This window comes from Streptomyces deserti, from assembly GCF_054782695.1.
Window position 1 is genome coordinate 385,177 of the sequence record NZ_BAAGRZ010000001.1, and the last position, 19,020, is coordinate 404,196.

Sequence of the window (19,020 nt, forward strand, 5' to 3'; positions counted from 1 at the left end):
GAAGCCGGCGGTGGATGCCCACCGCCGGCTTTCGCCTGCCCGCCGGACCTGCCAGGACCTGCCAGGTCAGCCGTGGTGGCTGCCCCTGTTGTGACTGCCACCGGGGTTCATGTGAGCGGACCCCTCCTCCATGGTCCCGCCGAGCGTGCCGCGCAGCGCCGTGACCGTCTTCTCCTCGCCGACGGCGACCCACTTGCGGCCGACGAGGTAGTAGCCGCCGTAGTCCTTCGCCCCGTTCAGCCACTCACGCTGACCGCGGTCGGTGGCGAAGGTGGCGAGGACGAACTTGCCGTCGGAGTTCTTGCAGATGGCCTGCCGGATGGTGTCCGCGTCCGTCTGCATGTTCGGCGTGCACTTCACCTCGGCGGCCAGATGCTCCAGGCTGCCGGTCGCCGTCTTTGGCACGGCCGCCTCACCGGACCCACCGGATCCGCAGCCCGCCAGTGCCAGTACCGCCACCGCGCCGCCCAGCGCGAGCATCGGTCGGGTCAACCTCATCTGTTCCTCCGGTCCTTCCACGACATGCCGCACGGAGCCCCGGCGAGGGGCCCTCGTCTTCGATACGGCTGTGGCGCGCGGAGCGCTCAAAATACCTCCGGCCTCGGCCGCGACCGCGAGGGCCTGTCGCTCGTGCTCGGCGCCCTCGCCCGCCATCCGCCGCGCTACCAGCGGTCGATGGCGAACTACGCGCGGCTTCTGGTGGAGCCGGAGGCGTAACGCTCCGCAGTCAGGTGACCATCCACCGATTCCCTCGTTCTGCTGAACGTGCAGTCACAGGATGTCGCCCAGCGCCCCGCCCCCACTTTCCCGGCCGGCCCGGTCGTCGACGTCGAACAGGCCGAGGCCGCGCTCGTCGAGCACTACCCACGACTCGTCCGGCTGGCCTACCTGGTGCTGCCGCCGGGCCTGGGCCGGAGCAGGCGCGTGATGACCGCGCACGCCCTCACCCAGCGCGCCCTGCCCAGGGACAGCACCCCGGCCCCCGTGATCCCGGCCCAGTCGGCGGACCGTGACGCCGACCCGGGCTACGCCCTGATCCGCCTCCAGGTCGTGCGTACGGCGCTGGAGGCGGGCCTGCCGCTGCGGCGCCGGGCCTGGCCCAGGCGGTCCCAGCTGCCGCCGCTGCTGCCCCAGGTGTGGGGGCTGCGCCTCTTCCCGCGCTCCGGCGGCGCCGAGGAACTCGCCCTGGACCAGCGGCTGTCCGCCCTGTCCGGCCCGGGCCGCGCCGCGTACGTGCTGCGCGGTCTGGAGCGGCTCCCGGACGGTGACGTGCGCAGGGTGCTCACGGCCGCGGGCGTCACCGACGTGGACGCCGCGCTGTGCGAGGCCGACGAGGTGCCCGCCCAGTACCCGCTGCTCGACTCCCCCGAGTTCGACCCCTGCTCGCTCCAGGCCCGGCCCACCGACCTGATGCGCCGTCGGCAGCATCTGAAGGCCGCGCTGGCCGGCGGGGCGGCCCTCCTCGTGTGCGGGGCGCTGCTCGGACTGCCCGGCGAGGGCTGGGGCCCGGACGGGGCCGCCGCGCCCGTGTACGCGCAGAACCCGGCCGCCCAGGCCGCCCTGGACCCCGGGAAGCTGACCAGGGTCTCCCCCACCGCGTGGCGGACCGCCGCGCGCACCGACTTCTCGGTGTGGCCGGCGCGCGGCGACCTGACCGGCGACACCGCGCTGCTGCGCCGCGCGCTCGCCGTCTGGGCCCGCCCCGGCGAGCGGGTCAAGGTGTCGGCGACGCCCGGCACCCCGACCGGCGGTCCGGCCGGCCCGCCGCAGCTGCTGTACGCCGGGGTCGTCGACAACGCGCGCGTGGTGATCCTCCACGACGGTCTGCGCATCGCCCGGTACGCCGAGCCGAAGGACGGCACGCAGGGCGCCGCCCTCGACTTCGCCCGGACCGACGGCGCGACCAGGGCCGAGGCGAGCGCGGTGGTACTGGGCCGGGCCGACGGCAACGTCCGCTATCTGACGGCGCCTTGGGTGCGCAAGGCGGCCGAGCGGGACCTGCTGAAGCCCGGCACCGGGGCCATGGACCTGCCCCTGACCGACGGGGTGACCTCGCCGCTGGCCAGCCCGGCGCTGCGGTCCGGCGCGTGCACCTCGTGGAACGTGCTCCAGCTGACCGACGACACCGGTACGCGGCTGCTGACCGACCTCGGCGAACTGGTCCCGGCCCGTCTGACCACCGGGCGGCCGGGCTCCGCCGTTGACGCGTCGGGCGCGGCGGCGCAGCGCACCTGGGCGCCGTACGCCTGCTCGCTGAGCGCGGTGCGCGGCGCTGGCGTACGGAGCGTGAACGCCTGGGAGTTCGCCGAGCAGCCGCTGCCCGACGCGAGCGGGTCGGCCGCGTGGGTGTGCACGCGCGCGGAGACCTGGCGCGGTGCCGGGGCCCGGGTGCTGGCGCAGTTCCGCACGCCGGGCGGGAAGTACGGGGCGGTGACGGCGCGGGCCGAGGACTCCCCGGCGTGCGGGGCGCGCTTCGCGCACGTGCTCGCCGGTGTGCTGTGGAAGTCGGCGGGAGGCAACTGGTACCTGCTGGCGGCCGGCAGCCGTGACACGACGTCGGTCCGGGCGACGGGCGGGATCGACGGCTCCGCACAGGGGCACCTGCTGGCCGTACGGGCCGAGCAGGGGGCACGGGCCGACCTGAAGGGGACCCTGGACGACGGGCGGTCGATCAGCGGACTGCGCTGACACGGCAGGTGAACGCCGGTAACAGGTCCGGCCCGTTCGAGGCCGGATTCGATCGGTAAGGTGTTCGCATGACTACCGGGGTACGCCGCAGAATGGGAGTCGAGGAGCGACGGCAGCAGTTGATCGGCGTCGCCCTCGAACTGTTCAGCCGCCGCTCGCCCGACGAGGTCTCCATCGACGAGATAGCGTCGGCCGCGGGCATCTCGCGCCCGCTGGTCTACCACTACTTCCCCGGCAAACTCAGCCTGTACGAGGCCGCGTTGAAGCGTGCCTCGGACGATCTGGCGGCCCGGTTCGTGGAGCCGCGCGAGGGCCCGCTGGGGGCGCGGCTGCTGCGGGTGATGGGCCGCTTCTTCGACTTCGTGGACGAGCACGGCCCCGGTTTCTACGCCCTGATGCGCGGCGGCCCGGCGGTCGGCTCGTCGACGACGAACGCGCTCATCGACTCCGTACGGCAGGCCGCGTATGTCCAGATCCTTTCGCATCTGGACGTGACGGACCCGCCCGCGCGACTGGAACTGGTCGTCCGCTCCTGGATCTCGCTCGCCGAGTCGACGGCGTTGCTCTGGCTGGACGGCCGGCGCATCCCGCGCGCCGAGCTGGAGGCCCAGCTCGTGCACGACTTCGCCGCGCTGGCCGCCGTCAGCGCCGCGTACGACGAGGAGATGGGCGCCCTGCTGCGCCGCATCCTCAAGGACGAGCCGGCCGACGGTCCGTTCAGCGACCTGGCCGGCCGGCTCATGGCCCTTGCGTCCTAGCCTTCCTGGCTTCCCGCATTTCCTGGCTTTGCCAGATTTCCCGGGTCTTCCGGGTTTGCTGGGTTTCCTAACTTCCCTGGGTTTCGAACTTCCGGTACGAAGGGTCGAGGTCGCGCACCTCGGCCGAGGCGTGCAGCGCCAGACCTCCCGCGGGCTTCACGTACTGCCGCAGCAGTTCCAGGACCGCCTCCGTGAGCCGGGACTTGGTCTCGTCGGTGCGGCCGGCGAGCAGGGCGATGTGGACGTGCACGAGGGCGTGCCCCTCGGTGTCGGGGCCGACCACGATGTCCTCGGTCCGGCGGAACCGCGTCTTGCACGCCGGCGGCTTGGCGGCCGCGATGTCGACCACGGCGGTGTGCAGCGCCCTGGCGAACCCGGGCCGGTCGAAGCCGTCCGCGAGCTGCTCGGAGTAGTCGACGGTGATCTGCGGCATGAGCGCTCCTGTTCTACGACTGTTCCATGACAGCGGGGATCACCGTAGCTGGCGGAACACCGCCACCGTGCGCCCCGGCACGGCGAAGGAGCCGGTCTCCGCCTCGTACGACGAGGTCTTCACCACCGCGTCCGCGCCCCCCGCCTGCACCGGGTGCAGCCGGTAGGCGGTCCCGGACAGTGCCGTGATCCGCTGCTCCTGCCGCTCGGGCGTCGCGTTGAACACCACGACGAGGTCACCGAGCCTCATGGTGATCACGCCGGGTGTCTCGTCCTTCCCGGACAGCGGGAAGGAGAGCCGGGACTGCACCTGCTCGGCCGTGTCGAGGGAGAAGACCTGCTCCGTCGTACGGATCCGCAGCAGGTCCCGGTACGCGGCCGAGGCCGCGTCGATCTGCGGGCAGGCCACCTCGACGGACGTCAACAAGCGCTTGGCGTAAGGCCACTTGGCCTTGTTGTCGGCGGCCATCGGCAGTCCGCGTCCGAAGCCGTTGCCGTCGGCGCAGTTCCAGTGGATGGCGTTGAACCAGTCGCCGCTGTCGTAGGAGTTGCGGTCCAGGGACTTGGAGCGCAGCAGGTCCGTGCCCGCCTGGGACAGGGCCGGGCCCTGCGAGAGGGTGGCCGTCGCCATGGCCAGGACCTGCATGCGGGCCCGGTCGGCGGCGCTCACGGAGGTGGGCAGCTTGAAGGCGAGCGCGTCGAACAGCGTCTCGTTGTCGTGCGCGTCGGCGTAGGCGAGGGCGTCGCCGGGCGCGTCCGCGTATCCGGCGGGGGCACCGTTGTAGTCGACCTCGGAGCCCTTGACCTGCTTGCCGCTGGTGTCCGTGAAGGTGTAGCGGGCGAGGTTCCCGCTCAGCCCGACCTTGATCAGGTCCTGGTAGTGCAGCAGGCGGGCCTTCTGCTCGGCCGGAGTGCCGTTGCTCTTCGAGGAGTTGGGCTCGGTGTACAGCCCGGACGCGAAGCCCTGCACGCCAGGGTCCTCGTCGAAGGGGCCGCCGCCGCGCACGGCGTCGCGGGCGCGGTCGGAGAAGGTCGCGATGCCGGTGCCGGCCATGTTCTTCTGGGTGGCCTGCTCGAAGCGGGCGTCGTCGGCGATCTCGCCGAAGTTCCAGCCCTCGCCGTACAGGATGATCTTCTTGCCGTCGACGCCGTCCTTCTCGGGCGTGAGCGCGTCGAGGGCCTTCCTGACCGCGAGGATGTTGGCCTTCGGGTGGTGGCCCATGAGGTCGAAGCGGAAGCCGTCGACCTTGTACTCCCTGGCCCAGGTGACGACCGAGTCGACGACCAGCTTGCCCATCATGGCGTTCTCGGTGGCGGTGTTGGCGCAGCAGGTGCTGTTGGCGACCGAGCCGTCGGCGAGGAGCCGCTGGTAGTAGCCGGGCACGATCCGGTCGAGGACGGACGTGTCCGCCTGGCCGCTGGCGGCGGTGTGGTTGTAGACGACGTCCATCACGACCCGCAGGCCGTCCTCATTGAGCGCCTTCACCATCTCGCGGAACTCGACCGTACGGGCCGTGCCGTCCGGGTCGGTGGCGTAGGAGCCCTCGGGGACCGTGTAGTGGAAGGGGTCGTAGCCCCAGTTGTAGGCGTCCTTGGCGGCGATCTTCGCCACGCACTCCTGCTGCTGGTCGGAGTCGGCCGGGTAGGAGGCCAGGTCGCAGTCGACGGTGGCCTGGTCGGCCTTCCTCTCGGGGATCGTGGCGATGTCGAAGGCGGGCAGGAGATGGACGTACGAGGTGCCCGCCCGGGCGAGTGCGCGCAGGTGCCTGCTGCCGTCGCTGTCCTCGTCGGTGAAGGCGAGGTAGGTGCCGGGCTGCCGGGCGGTCTTGTCCTCGATCGAGAAGTCGCGGATGTGCAGCTCCTGGATCTGGGCGTCCTTCAGCGGGACGGCCTTGGGTTTGGCGTACGTCGACCAGCCGCTGGGCTTCAGGGCCTTGTCGTCCAGGTCGACGACGAGGCTTCGCTTCGAGTCGGTGGTCAGGGCCACCGAGTACGGGTCGGTGACCTTGTTGGTGACGACCTCGCGGACGCTGGGCGCCCAGACCTTCACGACGTACCGGTACGGCTTGTTCTTCCAGGACGCCGGGCCGGTGACGGACCAGACGCCGGTGGCGGCGTCCCGGCGCATGGGCCTCAGGGACCCGTCCAGCTCCAGGGACACGTTCTGGGCAGTGGGGGCCCAGACCGCGAGGGTGGGACGGCCGTGGTGGAAGGTGGGGCCGAGGTCGGCGGACGTCGCGTCGTACAGGTCGTCGAGGACTCCGGCGATCTGGACGCCCGTCGCCGCGAGCACGGCACCGTTGGCGGCCAGCTGGGAGGCGACGACCTGGCCGCGCAGGGCCTCGCGGACCCGGTCGCGGTCGCGCGGGTCGACGGACCAGGCGGTGTACTCCTTCAGGTGCGGGAACTTCGCCTTCTGGGCGTCGGTCAGGGACGTCTTGTTCAGGCGCAGCCAGCGCTCGTCCGTGCTGGTCAGCACCCCGTTGTCGGCCTTGATGGAGCCGGTGCGGGAAGAGCGCAGCTGGGTCGAGGCGGCAGCCTCGGAGCCGTTCCAGGCGACGGTGTTCCGGTCGATCCAGACCGCCTTGGAGGTGGTCAGGTCGAGGGCGGCCGCGGAGCCCGCGGGCTGCGGGAGCAGGTACTTCTCCTGGCCGCTCACCAGCCACACCTCGTAGCCGTTCGACCTGAGGTCGAGCGACTGGTCGGCGGGCAGGTCCTTCTCGTCGCCCTTGTGGATGATGTAGCTGAGGCTGGTGGCACCCTCGGTGAGCGGAACCTCGAAGACCGCGCCATACGGGTCAGTCTTCACCGGCTTCAAGGGGTTCGACCAGTCGGTGGGGTGTGCGGCACCGGTCCACACGTGCAGGCCCCAGCCGTCGTAGTTCCCGTCGGCACGGTGGTAGTGCAGGACGGCCTTGGTCCTGTCCTGGGCCGGGTACTCGGGCCGGTCGGTGCGTACGTCGGCCTTGCCCTGCTCGATCCACACCTCGCCGGTCTTGGTGACGTCGATCGTGCGGTCGGCGGCGACGTCCTTGTCGCCGTCCTTGTCGATGACCAGGAAACCGACGTTCGAGGCGCCGGGCTTGAGCTTGACGTAGGCGAAGGCGCCGTAGGCGTCACGGCCGGTGAAGGGGTGGCTGTCCGGCCAGGTGGTGGACTCGCCGTCGGCGAGGTCGCCCCAGGCGTACAGGCCCCAGTCCTCGTAGTTCCCGTCGGTGCGCTTGTAGTGGACGATCGCGTAGTCCCGGGAGGAGGCCGTGGGGGGCTGCTCGGCGGGCGGGGTGCCGGTGCTGCTCGCGGCCGTGGCGCTCGCCGTGCGCCCGGCCGAGTCGATCGCTACGGCCTTGTAGCGCAGGGCCGTGCCGGCCGGTACGTCCCTGTCGATGGTGTGGGTGACCTTGTACGGGGCGTGGTCGGCGGAGCCGAGGGTCTGCCATGTGCCGTCGCCGGTCTGGGCGGCGAAGACGACCCGGTTGAGCTGCCCGCCGTCGACGTCGGCGGTGAGCTCGACGGTGCCGGTGGCGCCGGGGGCCGGTGCCTTGAGGGTGAGCGTCGGCTTGGTGGCGGGCGGGGCGAGCCTGCCGGCCGCCTTGAGGACGATGGCCGAACCGGCGGGAACGGTGACGGTGACCTTCTTGTCGGCGGCGGACGTCACGGAGTCGGCCGTTCCGTAGATGCCCCGGAACGGCATGTTCGCCGAGCCGGTCGGGAAGGTCGCCGACTTGGCCTCGTCGGCGTTGTTGAAGGCGACGACGTACTCGGTGCCGGTCTTCGCGTCGGTGCGGGAGAAGGCGTAGACGCCCGGGCCGTCGGCCGCGTACCGCTCCTGCTGGACGCCGTCGGCGAGGGCCGGGTGGGCCTTGCGCAGCTTGGCGAGAGCGCTGATCTGCCGGTAGAGCGGTGCTCGCGTGTCGTAGGCGTCGCTCGCGTGGGTGCGGTCGGTGCCGATCTGGTCGTCGTCGAGGTAGTCGGCCGTGCGGGAGGCGAACAGGGGCTGGCGGGCGTCCTTGTCGCCGCCGGAGCCGGTGAAGCCCTGCTCGTCTCCGTAGTAGACGACGGGGTTGCCGCGGCTGAGGAACATCAGCTCGTTGGCGAGCCGGTCCTTGGCGAGGAGTTCGGCGTCGGTGGCCTTGGGGTTGTCCTGCTTGAGGAAGTGCCCGACGCGGCCCATGTCGTGGTTGCCGAGGAAGGTGACCTGCTCGTACGCGTTGGCCTTGTCGGTCGTGTACTTGTAGTCGTCACCGAAGACGGCGGCGAGCTTCCGCGCGCTGCCGCCCTGCGAGGCGTACTGGCGGGCCGCCTCCTGGAAGGGGAAGTCGAGCGTGGAGTCGAGACGGCCCTGGGTGACGTACGGGGACGTGACCGAGGTGTCGGCGGAGTACACCTCGCCGAACATGAAGAAGTCGTCCCGGCCCTGCCTGGCCGCGTACGCGTCGAGGGCGGTGGCCCACTGCGTCCAGAACTCCATGTTGACGTGCTTCACGGTGTCGATCCGGAAGCCGTCGACGTCGAAGTCCCGTACCCAGCGCTGGTAGATCCGCTCCATGCCCTTCACGACCTCGGGACGCTCGGTCCACAGGTCGTCGAGGCCGGAGAAGTCGCCGTACGTGGTCGACTCGCCGGCGTACGTCGAGTCGCCGCGGTTGTGGTACATCGCCGGGTCGTTGAGCCACGACGGGACCTTGAGGTTCTTCTTGGCGGCGGGGACGGCCGGGGTGCGTGGGAAGGAGTCGCGGTCCACGGCGGGGAAGTCCCTGTTCCCCACCGCGTAGTCGGCGTCGTCGAAGGGCTCGCCGTCCTCGGTCAGGTAGGGGAAGGCGCCCTTGGAGAGGTAGTCGTAGGACTTCTCCTCGTAGTCGACGACGTCGGCGGTGTGGTTGGTGATGACGTCGAAGAAGACCTTCATGCCCTTGGCGTGGGCCTTGTCGATGAGGGTTTCGAGGTCCTTGTTGGTGCCGAAGTGCGGGTCGACCTGGGTGAAGTCGGTGATCCAGTAACCGTGGTAGCCGGCCGAGGCGTTGGAGCCGGTGCCCTGCACGGGCTGGTTCTTGAAGATCGGGGCCATCCACAGGGCGGTGGTGCCGAGGCCCTTGATGTAGTCCAGCTTCTTGGTCAGGCCCTTGAGGTCGCCGCCCTGGTAGAAGCCCTTGTCGGTGGGGTCGTGGCCGGTGGTGAGGCGGGAACCGGTGAGCCCGCCCCGGTCATTGGCCGTGCTGCCGTTGGCGAAACGGTCCGGCAGGACGAAGTAGAACTGCTCGCGGGTCAGGTCGTGCCGGGCGGCGGCCTTCGCCAGCTCGGCGTCGGACGGCGGCGCGGGCGGGGTGTCGGCGCGCGCGGCCAGGGGCTGGACAAGGGCTGCGGCGAGCGCGGCGACGGTGACGGCGGCGACGCGTCTCACTCGTCGGGTACGGCGCCTCGCGGGCACCGGCCATCTCGTTATCACGGGCGGGAACTCCTTGCGATTGCGGCTCTTTGGGTCCGACCCCGCGCGACCGTATCGCCGACGAAAGCCTTACAGCAAGAGTCCTGAAACCAAGAGCAAGAGATTTCAATGCCCGGCCGCCGAAGGGTGGCCGGGCTTCTCGCTCGTTGGCTCAGCGGCTACCGCTTGAGGGTGTAGGTGACCAGCGACCGGGCCGGAAGCGTGGCGTTCAGCGAGCCCCCGCTGAGGGCGAGCGCGGGCTGCCGCGCGGTGTTGTGCGTGGTGTCGGTGAGGTACGGGGTCGCCGTGCCGGTGGTGAAAGCCGATGTTCCGCAGGCTGAACGACACGGGCTTGCTGCTGGTGCCCGCGTTGAGGACCACCACCGTCACGGCAGGCATGGCGGTGATCATGCCAGTGCCTGCCGCAGGGGCGGGCTCAGCAGCTGGACTTGCCCGCGTACAGCGCCAGTGCCGTGTTGCTGCCCAGTGTCGCCGTGAACTGGCCCGAGCCGTTCACCGTCACCGTCGTGTTGTTCTGGACGTTGCAGTAGGTCCCGGCCGGGAGGGACGTCTGGTACGTCCGGGTCAGGGGGCCCGGCTCGTGGTTGATGGCCACGAAGCCCTTGGCGCCCCGGCCGAAGGCGATCGCGTCACCGCCGTTGTCCCACCAGTTGGTGACCGGCTCACCCCGGGTCGCGTTGCGGAAGGCGACCATGCGCATGATCTCCGGCCAGGCGTGCTGGCACTTCCAGCCGTTCTGCCAGCAGGCGTTCACCTGGCCGCCGTTCGGCGGGCCCGCGTCCGTGTCCGTGAACTCGTAGCCGGAGTTGATGTCGGGGGCGCCGTAGGGCCAGGCCAGCATGAAGACGTTGGCGAGGGTGTAGCTGGCGTTGTCCTTGTAGCTGAGCGTCGAGCCGTTGCGCTCGGTGTCGTGGTTGTCGACGAAGACGCCCGCGACGCCGCTGTTCAGGTAGCCCCAGCCCTCGCCGTAGTTCTTCAGGTAGGCGAGGTTCTCGTTGTTGAAGACGCGTTTGAGGTCGTACGCGTAGCGGAACTCCTGGACGTCGCCGTTGCCCGTGTACTCCGTCGGCTGGATCGCCTCGCCGGAGCCGTGGATGACCTCCTGCTTCCAGTACACGGACGGGTTCGTCAGGCGGGACTTGATGTTCGCCAGGTCGGCGGCCGGGATGTGCTTCGCCGCGTCGATGCGGAAGCCGTCCACGCCCAGGGAGAGGAGGTCGTTCAGGTAGCCGGCGACAGCTCGGCGGACGTAGTCCTCCCCCGTGTCGAGGTCGGCGAGGCCCACCAGTTCGCAGTGCTGGACGTTCCAGCGGTCCTGGTAGTTGCTGATCTGGGAGGTGCAGTCGTCGAAGTCGTACGACGAGTACAGGCCCGGGTAGGTGTACTTCGTGTACGACGAGCCGCCCGTGCCGGTGCCGCTGCCCGCCGACATGTGGTTGACGACCGCGTCCACGACGACCTTCACGCCGGCCGCGTGACAGGTGTTCACCATGTTCTGGAAGGCCGCGCGGTCGCCGAGGCGGCCCGCGATCTTGTAGCTCACCGGCTGGTACGACGTCCACCACTGCGCGCCTTGTATGTGCTCGGCGGGCGGGGAGACCTGGACGTAGCCGTATCCGGCGGGGCCGAGGGTCCGGGTGCACTCGCGGGCGACCGAGGCGAAGTTCCACTCGAAGAGGACGGCGGTGACGTCCTTGGTGCCGGGCGGGGAGGCCTGTGCGGTAGCCGGGGTCATGACAAGGGCGGCCGTCGCCAGGGCGAGGGCCCCCGAGAGGGATCTGCGTGCCATGTGTGGGTTCCTTCTTCATCGAAGGCACTGTGGGGAGCGCAAGGCACAGCTGAAGGCTCTTGCTGAAAGCTTCAGCAACCTTGCGGTGACGCAGATGTTAAAGGCCCGCCACCCGAAAGGGCAGCGGGCCGTACGCGATTCAAGAAAATAGCCGCAGGGCCTGTCAGGGCGTCAGGCGGTCGTCCGGGGGTCGTCCGGGGGGCGTCAGCCGGTCGACCACCACACCGTCGTGTCGGCCGGCACCTTCGCCTCCCCGCCCGTCTCGGCCACGTCGCCGCTCGCCAGCAGCACCCGCCCGTACGCCGGGATCCGCACCGACTCGCCGGTGGTGTTCGCGACACACACGAACTCCCCGCGCCGGAAGGCGAGCACGCCCTCGGGCGCCCGCAGCCACTCCACCGAGTCGCCCGCGCCCAGGTCGGTCTGCTCCCGGCGCACGGCGAGCGCGGCCCGGTACATCTCCAGCGTCGAGCCGGGCACCCCGGTCTGCGCCTCGATGCTCAGCTCGCCCCAGCCCTCCGGCTGCGGCAGCCAGCTGCCCCCGCTGCCGAAGCCGTACGACGACCCGGTCCGGGTCCACGGGATCGGCACCCGGCAGCCGTCCCGGAAGCCGTCCTGGCCGGCGCCTCGGAAGTAGGCCGGGTCCTGGCGCACCTCGTCGGGCAGGTCGACGACGTCGGGCAGCCCGAGCTCCTCACCCTGGTAGAGGTACGCCGAACCGGGCAGCGCGAGCATCAGCAGCGTCGCCGCCCGCGCCCTCCTGAGCCCCAGTTCGCGGTCGCCGGCCAGGCGGATCTGGGTGCCGAGGCCGGGCGGGTTGGCGAAGCGGGTGGCGTGCCGGGTGACGTCGTGGTTGGACAGCACCCAGGTGGCGGGCGCGCCGACCGGGCGCATCGCCTCCAGCGTGCGGTCGATGACCTCGCGCATCTCCTCGGCGTCCCAGTGCGTGCTGAGGTACTGGAAGTTGAAGGCCTGGTGCAGCTCGTCCGGGCGGACGTAGTTCGCGGTGCGCTCGATGGTCGGGGTCCAGGCTTCCGCGACGAAGATGCGCTCGCCCGCGTACTCGTCGAGGATGCGGCGCCACTGCCGGTAGATCTCGTGCACACCGTCCTGGTCGAAGAACGGCATGACATCGTTGCCCAGCAGCTTCACCTGGTCGTGGGCTCCCAGGTCGGGCAGGCCCTCGGCCTTCACCAGGCCGTGGGCGACGTCGATGCGGAAGCCGTCGACGCCCATGTCCAGCCAGAAGCGCAGGATGGAGCGGAACTCGTCGCCGACGGCCGGGTGGTTCCAGTTGAAGTCGGGCTGCTCGGGGGCGAAGAGGTGCAGGTACCACTCGCCGGGCGTGCCGTCGGGCTCGGTGACCCGGGTCCACGCCGGGCCGCCGAAGATGGACTCCCAGTCGTTGGGCGGGAGTTCGCCGTTCTTCCCCTTGCCGGGCCGGAAGTGGTAGCGCTCCCGCAGCGGGGAGCCCGGGCCCTCGGCGACCGCCCGCCGGAACCACTCGTGCTGGTCGGAGGAGTGGTTCGGGACCAGGTCGACGATGATGCGCAGGCCCAGCCGGTGGGCGTCGCGGATCAGCGCGTCGGCGTCGAGCAGGGTGCCGAACATGGGGTCGACGGCCCGGTAGTCGGCGACGTCGTAGCCGGCGTCGGCCTGCGGCGAGGCGTAGAAGGGGCTGAGCCACACGGCGTCCACGCCGAGGTCGCGCAGGTACGGCAGGCGGGAGCGTACGCCCTCCAGGTCGCCCATGCCGTCGCCGTTGCTGTCGGCGAAGCTGCGCGGATACACCTGGTAGATCACCGCGTCCCGCCACCAGTCGCGGTGCTTGGTGACGGTGGCGACAGCCGAGTCGGTCAGGGGGCCGGGGGCCGGGGCGGCGGAGTGCTGCTGGCTCATGTCGTCCTTGATGCGTAACGGAGAAGTTCGGGTCATGGAGGCGTGGGTCGGCGGGTGGGTGACGAGGCGGCCGCGGTGACAGCGGGGTCGGATGGGCACCGCGGCCGCCACCCCGCGCGGCGAGCGCGCGGGAGTCCGCGTACGAAGGAGGATCAGCCCTTCGTGCCGCCTGCGGTGAGGCCGGTCACCAGGTTCTTCTGCACGAGGTAGAAGAACACGGAGACGGGTATCGCGATCAGGACCGCGGTGGCGGCCATGAGGTTGCGCTGCGCGTCGTGCTCGCTCACGAAGCTCTGCAGGCCGACGGCGAGCGTGTACTTCTCGTCGTCCAGCATGAACGTCGTGGCGAAGGCGACCTCGCCGAACGCGGTGATGAAGCTGTAGAACGCGGCGACCGCCAGCCCTGGTTTGGCGAGCGGCAGGATCAGCCGTGCGAACGTGCCGAAGGGGGTCAGCCCGTCGACGCGTCCCGCCTCGTCGATCTCGAACGGGATGGTGTCGAAGTAGCCCTTGAGCAGCCAGGCGCAGTACGGCACCGCCGTCGAGCAGTAGACGAGGATGAGTCCAAGGTAGCTGTCGATGAGCTGAAGCTCGGACAGGATCTGGTACATCGGCACCATCAGGACGGCGACCGGGAACATCTGGGTCACAAGGAGTACCCACATGAACTTCTTGTAGCCCGGGAAGCGCATGCGGGAGACCGCGTAGCCGGTGGTGGCGGCGACCAGGACGCCGATGACGGTGGTGCCGAGGGAGACGATCAGGGAGCTCTTGAGCCAGTCGAAGAAGCTCGTCTCCCGCAGGACGAAGGCGTAGTTGTCGAGCGTCATCTTGTCCCAGATGCGTCCGGGGTGCAGGTAGTCGTCCTTGTCCGGGCCGAGGGACAGGAAGACCAGCCAGGCGACCGGGAACAGCGCGACGACGCTGGCCAGGATCAGGATGCCGTGGGAGGTGAGGGAGGCGAGGAGACCGCCCTCACCGCGCCGGCGGACCTTGCGTGGCCGGTCGGCCGCGGGGCTGTGCTCGGTCTTCGCGGCGGCGGTGTCGACAGTGGTCGTGCTCATGGGGACTCCTGCCTCAGATCGCGAGCTGCTGGTCATTGCGGTTCAGCCAGCGGCGGTAGAAGGAGGTGAAGACGATCAGGATGGCCAGCAGCAGCATGCCGTAGGCCGCGGACTCGGCGAACTCGCGCGGCTGCTGCCCGAAGCCCAGGAAGTACGCCCAGGTCACGAGGATGTCGGCCTCGGGGGCGGTGCCGCCGAACAGCAGGAAGATGATGGTGAACTGGTTGAAGGTCCAGATGACACCGAGCAGGACGACCGTGGAGCTGACGGACCTCAGGCCCGGCAGGGTGACGTACCGGAACCGCTGCCAGGCGTTCGCGCCGTCCATCTCGGCGGCCTCGTAGAGCGAGGCGTCGATGGACTGCAGTCCGCCGAGCAGCGAGATCATCATGAACGGCACACCGCACCAGGTGTTCACCATGATCGCGGAGAACCGCTGCCAGAAGGTGTCCTCCAGCCAGGCCGGCGTCGGCAGGTGCAGGAACTCCAGGCCGGAGTTGATGATGCCGCCGTCGGCGAGCATGAAGCGCCAGCCGAAGACGGTGACGAAGGTCGGCACGGCCCACGGCAGGATCAGGACCAGCCGGTAGAAGGTGCGGCCGCGCAGCTTCTGGTTGAGCAGCAGGGCCAGGCCCAGGCCGATGCCGTAGTGCAGGGCGACACAGGCCGCCGTCCACACGATCGTCCAGACGAAGTGCGACCAGAAGCGGTCGTACGCCGTCGGGCCCCACAGGATGTCGGCGTAGTTGTCGAAGCCGATGAACTTGTAGGTGGCCGCGATCTCGTTGATGCCGATGGTGCGGGCGCTGTTGAGGCTGTCGGCGTCGGTGAGCGTGAGGTAGAAGCCGTACGCCAGGGGGTACAGCACGATGACCCCGAGGACGACCGCCACCGGGGCGATCATCGCGTAGGCGTACCAGTACTTCTGGTAGCTGTGCTTCAGGCGCCGGGCCGGCCCGGGCCGCGGGGCGCGCTCCCCGCGGCGCTTGCCGGTCGCGCGGTCGATGGCGACTGTCATGGTTCGACAACCTTCTCGGAGTCCTGCTGGATCAAGGGGTACGGCACACAGGCCGGTGGCCGCCGGATCACTCCGCCCCATGCGTCCGGGGGATCCGGCGGCCACGTCGGGCTACTTGCTGAAGTCCGGCACCAGCTTGGCGATGGCGAGCTCAGCGTCGCTCAGGCCCTTGTCGAGGGACTTCTTGCCGCCCGCGATCGAGTTGAGCTCGGTGTCCAGCGGGCCCCACAGGGAGCTGTACTCGGGCAGTTCCGGGCGCGGCTGGGCGGCGGAGAGGACCGTCTGGTATCCGGCGATGCCCGGGTCGGCCTTGACCTCGGCGGTGTAGGCGTCGTCGCGCGTCGGCAGGGTGGAGTTCTTCAGGGCGATGGTCTCCTGGGCCTTCGCCGAGGTCATGAACTTCACGAACTTCAGCGCGGCCTTCTGGTGGGCCTCGTCGGAGCCGGCGTAGACGGAGAGGTTGTGGCCGCCGGTCGGGGCGCCGGCCTTGCCGGTGGAGCCGGCCGGGACGGTGGCGATGCCGAGGTTGTTCCTGTCCTTGAAGGCCGAGCCCTTGTAGAAGTTCGTGATCTCCCACGGGCCCTGGATGATCGAGGCGACCTTGCCGCTGACGAACGCCTCCTGGATGTGGGCGTAGGCGTCGGCGGTGGTGTCGGCCTTGTGCAGGCCCTTGCCGTCGAAGAGGCTCTGCCAGGTGCCGTAGGCCTTCTTGGCCGCGGGCGAGGTGATGGTGATCTTCTTGGCGTCGACGTCGACGGTGTCGGTGCCCTCGCCGTAGAGGAAGGACTGGGCGTAGTAGGCCTGGGTGGAGCCCCAGTAGCCGTCGACGCCGGTCTTGTCCTTGATGGTGGCGGCGGCCTTCTTCAGGTCGTCCCAGGTCTTGGGGGCCTCGACGCCGGCCTTCTTGAAGAGTTCCTTGTTGTAGACGAGGGCGAGGGTGTCCGTGGTGAAGGGGACGCCGTAGGTCTTGCCCTCGTACTTGGCCTGCTCGATCAGGTTGGGCTTGAACTTGTCCTGCTCGGCGAGGGCCTCGGTGCCGTCCAGCGGGAGGAAGAAGCCCTTCTTGGCGAAGGCGGGGGTCCAGCCGACCTCGGAGCGCAGCACGTCCGGGGCGCCCTTGGAACCGGCGGCGGTGTCGAACTTGTTCTGCGCCAGGTCGAAGGGGACGTTGACGTACTTGACCTTGACGTCCTTGTTGGCGGCCTCGAACTCCTTGACCAGGGCCTTGTACGTCGGTGCCTCGTTCGTGGCGTTGGAGGTGTCCCACCAGGTGAGGGTGACCGGACCGGCCTTGTCGCCGCTGTCGCTGTCTGAGCCGCACGCCGTCGCCGTGAGGGCGAGGGACGCCACCAGCGCGGTGGCCGCTATGCCACGCCGCATGAGTTCTCCTTGAGGGTGAAAGCCCGTTTGGTGCTGCCGACTGCGCCGTCGCGGCGGCCGGGCGTCGGTGAGAGTAGCTGCGCCTGCAAGGCTTGCGAAAGACCTTGCAGCAAAAAACCGCAAGAGCTGACGATGGTTATCCGGCCGTGACCTCTCCTCGATCCCCGTGAAACCCGGCTTTCTGGCTGATCGGCGGGGACCCGGCCCCTTGTGCAAGACTCTGCAAGCACTTGCCATACGTTGCGGCAGCGGGGAATCATCCGTTGCGAACCGGACACCGACCAGGACACGAGGGACCGCGATGACGCCACGGCCGCTACAGTCCAGTGCCGTGACCACACGGCTTGCCGACATCGCTGCTCAGGCGGGGGTGAGCGAAGCGACCGTCAGCCGCGTCCTCAACGGGAAGCCGGGCGTCGCCGCCACCACCCGCCAGTCCGTGCTGGCCGCTCTCGACGTGCTGGGCTACGAGCGCCCGGTGCGGCTGCGGCAGCGCAGCGAGGGGCTGGTGGGTCTGATCACCCCCGAGCTGGAGAACCCGATATTCCCGGCTCTGGCCCAGGTCATCGGCCAGGCGCTGACGCGGCAGGGCTACACGCCGGTGCTCGCCACGCAGACCCCGGGCGGGTCGACCGAGGACGAGCTGACGGAGATGCTCGTGGACCGCGGGGTCGCGGGGATCATCTACGTCTCCGGCCTGCACGCGGACACCACCGCCGACATGACGCGCTACGACCGGCTGCGCGCGCAGGGCGTGCCGTACGTGCTGGTCGACGGCTTCTCCCCGAAGGTGCAGGCGCCGTTCATCTCCCCCGACGACCGGGCGGCGATGACACTGGCGGTCACGCACCTGGCGTCCCTCGGTCACACGCGCATCGGCCTGGCGCTGGGCCCGAAGCGGTTCGTGCCCGTGCAGCGCAAGATCGAGGGCTTCGTGCGGACCATGCGGGACCAGCTGGGGCTGGACGCGGAGACCGTCGAGTCGGAGCTGATCCAGCACTCCCTCTACACCCTGGAGGGCGGGCAGGCCGCGGCGACGGCGCTCATGGAGCGCGGCTGCACGGCGATCGTCTGCGCCAGCGACATGATGGCGCTGGGCGCGATACGGTCGGCCCGGCAGCGCGGCCTGGACGTACCCAAGGACATCTCGGTGGTCGGCTTCGACGACTCCCCGCTGATCGCCTTCACCGACCCGCCGCTGACGACGATCCGCAAGCCGGTCCCGGCGATGGGCCAGGCGGCGGTGCGCACGCTGCTGGAGGAGATCGGCGGGACGCCCGCGCCGCACAGCGAGTTCGTGTTCATGCCGGAACTGGTGGTGCGCGGTTCGACCGCTTCCGCCCCTGGGGACCGGACTCGTCCGTGAATCGCCCCTGATCGACCTCAGGGTCCCGTAATCGTCCTCTGGGTGGAGAACTCGCGCTCCGCAGCCGTGCGGTGGTAGGAGGCCGGGTTCTTCTTCGGCCGTAGAACATGCGACCTGAACCAGACGAGAGGATGATCGGGGAGCAGGGCTTTTCTGGCAGACTCTGTGCCTATGGGTGACACGACCGTGACGACACTGGAGGGCCGGGAGGCGGCCGTTCCACATCCCGTCGCGGAGGAGGCGGGGCAGGGGTTCGTGCGCCGGTTGCGTACTCCGCGCAGACCCCAGCTCTGGTTCGAGATCCTGCTGATCGCGGTCAGTTACTGGACGTACTCACTCATCCGCAACGCCGTGCCGGAGCAGAAGGCCGAGGCGCTGCGCAACGCCGACTGGATCTGGCAGGCCGAGCGGCAACTCGGCATCGCCGTCGAGCAGTCCGTCAACCACGCCGTTAACGCGGTGACTTGGTTGATCGTGGGCATGAACTACTACTACGCGACCCTGCACTTCGTGGTCACGCTGGGTGTCCTGGTGTGGCTGTACCGCAGTCATCCCGGCCGTTACGCGGCCACGCGGCTGGTGCTGTTCGCGACGACGGGTGTCGCCCTGGTCGGTTACTACCTGTATCCGCTCGCCCCGCCCCGGCTGATGAACGGCGGCCACTTCATCGACACGGTCCTGGTGCACGACACCTGGGGGTCGATGGCGTCCGGCGACCTGAAGAACATGTCGAACCAGTACGCCGCGATGCCGTCGATGCACATCGGCTGGTCGCTGTGGTGCGGTCTGACGATCTTCGCGCTGGCCACGGTGCCGTGGGTTCGTGTCCTGGGCCTGCTCTACCCGGCGGCGACCCTGGTCGTCATCGTCGCCACGGCCAACCACTTCTGGCTGGACGCGGTGGGCGGCGTGCTGTGCCTCGGCTTCGGCTTCGCGGTGGCGTGGGTGTGGTTCGGGAGCCTGCCGTACGCCCTGCCGAGGACGGTGCCGCACCGGGCCTCCCGCCGGGACGGTGCTCGGCCGCGGTGGCGGTGGCCGGCGGTGCCGAGCCGGCCAGGGGCCGCCCCGCCCCAGGCCTCTGCACCGCAGGCCGCGGCGTCGCAGGCCGCTGTGCCTCCGCCCGCGTCCGAGGCCGCCGCGTCCCAGGCGTCTGCGTCTCAGTCGGCGTCTTCCGCGTCTTAGG

12 protein-coding genes and 1 pseudogene are annotated in these 19,020 nt (G+C 70.0%); 5 read left to right on the top strand and 8 right to left on the bottom strand.

What is annotated here, in order from left to right; genetic code table 11:
• Positions 1-66: 66 nt before the first annotated feature.
• Positions 67-498, bottom strand: a complete 432-nt coding sequence (locus ACYVMZ_RS01795; RefSeq protein WP_461074669.1) for a hypothetical protein — start codon at positions 496-498, stop codon at positions 67-69.
• A gap of 96 nt (positions 499-594) precedes the next feature.
• Between ACYVMZ_RS01795 and ACYVMZ_RS01800 the strand changes: the two are divergent.
• The 3 genes and pseudogenes from ACYVMZ_RS01800 to ACYVMZ_RS01810 all read left to right on the top strand — a co-directional run.
• Positions 595-717, top strand: a pseudogene (locus ACYVMZ_RS01800) (tetratricopeptide repeat protein); the annotation flags it as partial.
• 48 nt (positions 718-765) lie between these two features.
• Positions 766-2,688 (top strand): hypothetical protein, encoded by a 1,923-nt coding sequence (locus ACYVMZ_RS01805; RefSeq protein WP_461074671.1) that lies wholly within the window; start codon positions 766-768, stop codon positions 2,686-2,688.
• A 68-nt stretch (positions 2,689-2,756) separates the two neighbouring features.
• Complete coding sequence (locus ACYVMZ_RS01810) at positions 2,757-3,446, top strand: TetR/AcrR family transcriptional regulator (RefSeq protein WP_461074673.1); 690 nt, start codon at positions 2,757-2,759, stop codon at positions 3,444-3,446.
• 67 nt (positions 3,447-3,513) lie between these two features.
• Here ACYVMZ_RS01810 and ACYVMZ_RS01815 read toward each other — a convergent pair whose 3' ends face one another.
• The 7 genes from ACYVMZ_RS01815 to ACYVMZ_RS01845 all read right to left on the bottom strand — a co-directional run bounded on the left by ACYVMZ_RS01815 (position 3,514) and on the right by ACYVMZ_RS01845 (position 16,471).
• Positions 3,514-3,879 carry a 5-carboxymethyl-2-hydroxymuconate Delta-isomerase gene (locus tag ACYVMZ_RS01815; RefSeq protein ID WP_461074675.1) on the bottom strand — a complete coding sequence of 122 codons (366 nt, stop codon included), beginning with the start codon at positions 3,877-3,879 and terminating at the stop codon, positions 3,514-3,516.
• Positions 3,880-3,918: 39 nt separating this feature from the next.
• Positions 3,919-9,321: a pullulanase-type alpha-1,6-glucosidase gene (pulA, locus tag ACYVMZ_RS01820; protein WP_461074677.1), complete on the bottom strand. Its 5,403-nt coding sequence runs from the start codon at positions 9,319-9,321 to the stop codon at positions 3,919-3,921.
• A 415-nt stretch (positions 9,322-9,736) separates the two neighbouring features.
• A complete protein-coding gene (locus ACYVMZ_RS01825; protein WP_461074679.1) occupies positions 9,737-11,110 on the bottom strand; it encodes an alpha-amylase in 1,374 nt (457 codons plus the stop codon).
• 204 nt (positions 11,111-11,314) lie between these two features.
• Positions 11,315-13,009 (bottom strand): glycoside hydrolase family 13 protein, encoded by a 1,695-nt coding sequence (locus tag ACYVMZ_RS01830; protein WP_461074681.1) that lies wholly within the window; start codon positions 13,007-13,009, stop codon positions 11,315-11,317.
• Positions 13,010-13,161: 152 nt separating this feature from the next.
• Entirely contained in the window at positions 13,162-14,073 is a 912-nt protein-coding gene (locus tag ACYVMZ_RS01835) for a sugar ABC transporter permease (protein WP_461074683.1), read from the bottom strand.
• A gap of 13 nt (positions 14,074-14,086) precedes the next feature.
• Complete coding sequence (locus ACYVMZ_RS01840) at positions 14,087-15,091, bottom strand: carbohydrate ABC transporter permease (protein ID WP_461074685.1); 1,005 nt, start codon at positions 15,089-15,091, stop codon at positions 14,087-14,089.
• A 111-nt stretch (positions 15,092-15,202) separates the two neighbouring features.
• Positions 15,203-16,471 (bottom strand): extracellular solute-binding protein, encoded by a 1,269-nt coding sequence (locus ACYVMZ_RS01845; RefSeq protein ID WP_461074687.1) that lies wholly within the window; start codon positions 16,469-16,471, stop codon positions 15,203-15,205.
• Positions 16,472-16,802: 331 nt separating this feature from the next.
• Between ACYVMZ_RS01845 and ACYVMZ_RS01850 the strand changes: the two genes are divergently transcribed.
• A complete protein-coding gene (locus ACYVMZ_RS01850) occupies positions 16,803-17,837 on the top strand; it encodes a LacI family DNA-binding transcriptional regulator (RefSeq protein ID WP_461074689.1) in 1,035 nt (344 codons plus the stop codon).
• A 171-nt stretch (positions 17,838-18,008) separates the two neighbouring features.
• Entirely contained in the window at positions 18,009-19,019 is a 1,011-nt protein-coding gene (locus tag ACYVMZ_RS01855) for a phosphatase PAP2 family protein (protein WP_461074691.1), read from the top strand.
• Position 19,020 lies beyond the last annotated feature (1 nt).

Excerpts from the sequence above, each read along its gene's own strand:
- ACYVMZ_RS01835 (WP_461074683.1), bottom strand. The coding sequence starts at position 14,073 with ATGAGCACGACCACTGTCGACACCGCCGCCGCGAAGACCGAGCACAGC.
- ACYVMZ_RS01840 (WP_461074685.1), bottom strand. The coding sequence starts at position 15,091 with ATGACAGTCGCCATCGACCGCGCGACCGGCAAGCGCCGCGGGGAGCGC.
- ACYVMZ_RS01825 (WP_461074679.1), bottom strand. The coding sequence starts at position 11,110 with ATGGCACGCAGATCCCTCTCGGGGGCCCTCGCCCTGGCGACGGCCGCC.
- ACYVMZ_RS01845 (WP_461074687.1), bottom strand. The coding sequence starts at position 16,471 with ATGCGGCGTGGCATAGCGGCCACCGCGCTGGTGGCGTCCCTCGCCCTC.
- ACYVMZ_RS01830 (WP_461074681.1), bottom strand. The coding sequence starts at position 13,009 with ATGAGCCAGCAGCACTCCGCCGCCCCGGCCCCCGGCCCCCTGACCGAC.
- ACYVMZ_RS01815 (WP_461074675.1), bottom strand. The coding sequence starts at position 3,879 with ATGCCGCAGATCACCGTCGACTACTCCGAGCAGCTCGCGGACGGCTTC.
- ACYVMZ_RS01810 (WP_461074673.1), top strand. The coding sequence starts at position 2,757 with ATGACTACCGGGGTACGCCGCAGAATGGGAGTCGAGGAGCGACGGCAG.
- ACYVMZ_RS01855 (WP_461074691.1), top strand. The coding sequence starts at position 18,009 with ATGGGTGACACGACCGTGACGACACTGGAGGGCCGGGAGGCGGCCGTT.
- ACYVMZ_RS01795 (WP_461074669.1), bottom strand. The coding sequence starts at position 498 with ATGAGGTTGACCCGACCGATGCTCGCGCTGGGCGGCGCGGTGGCGGTA.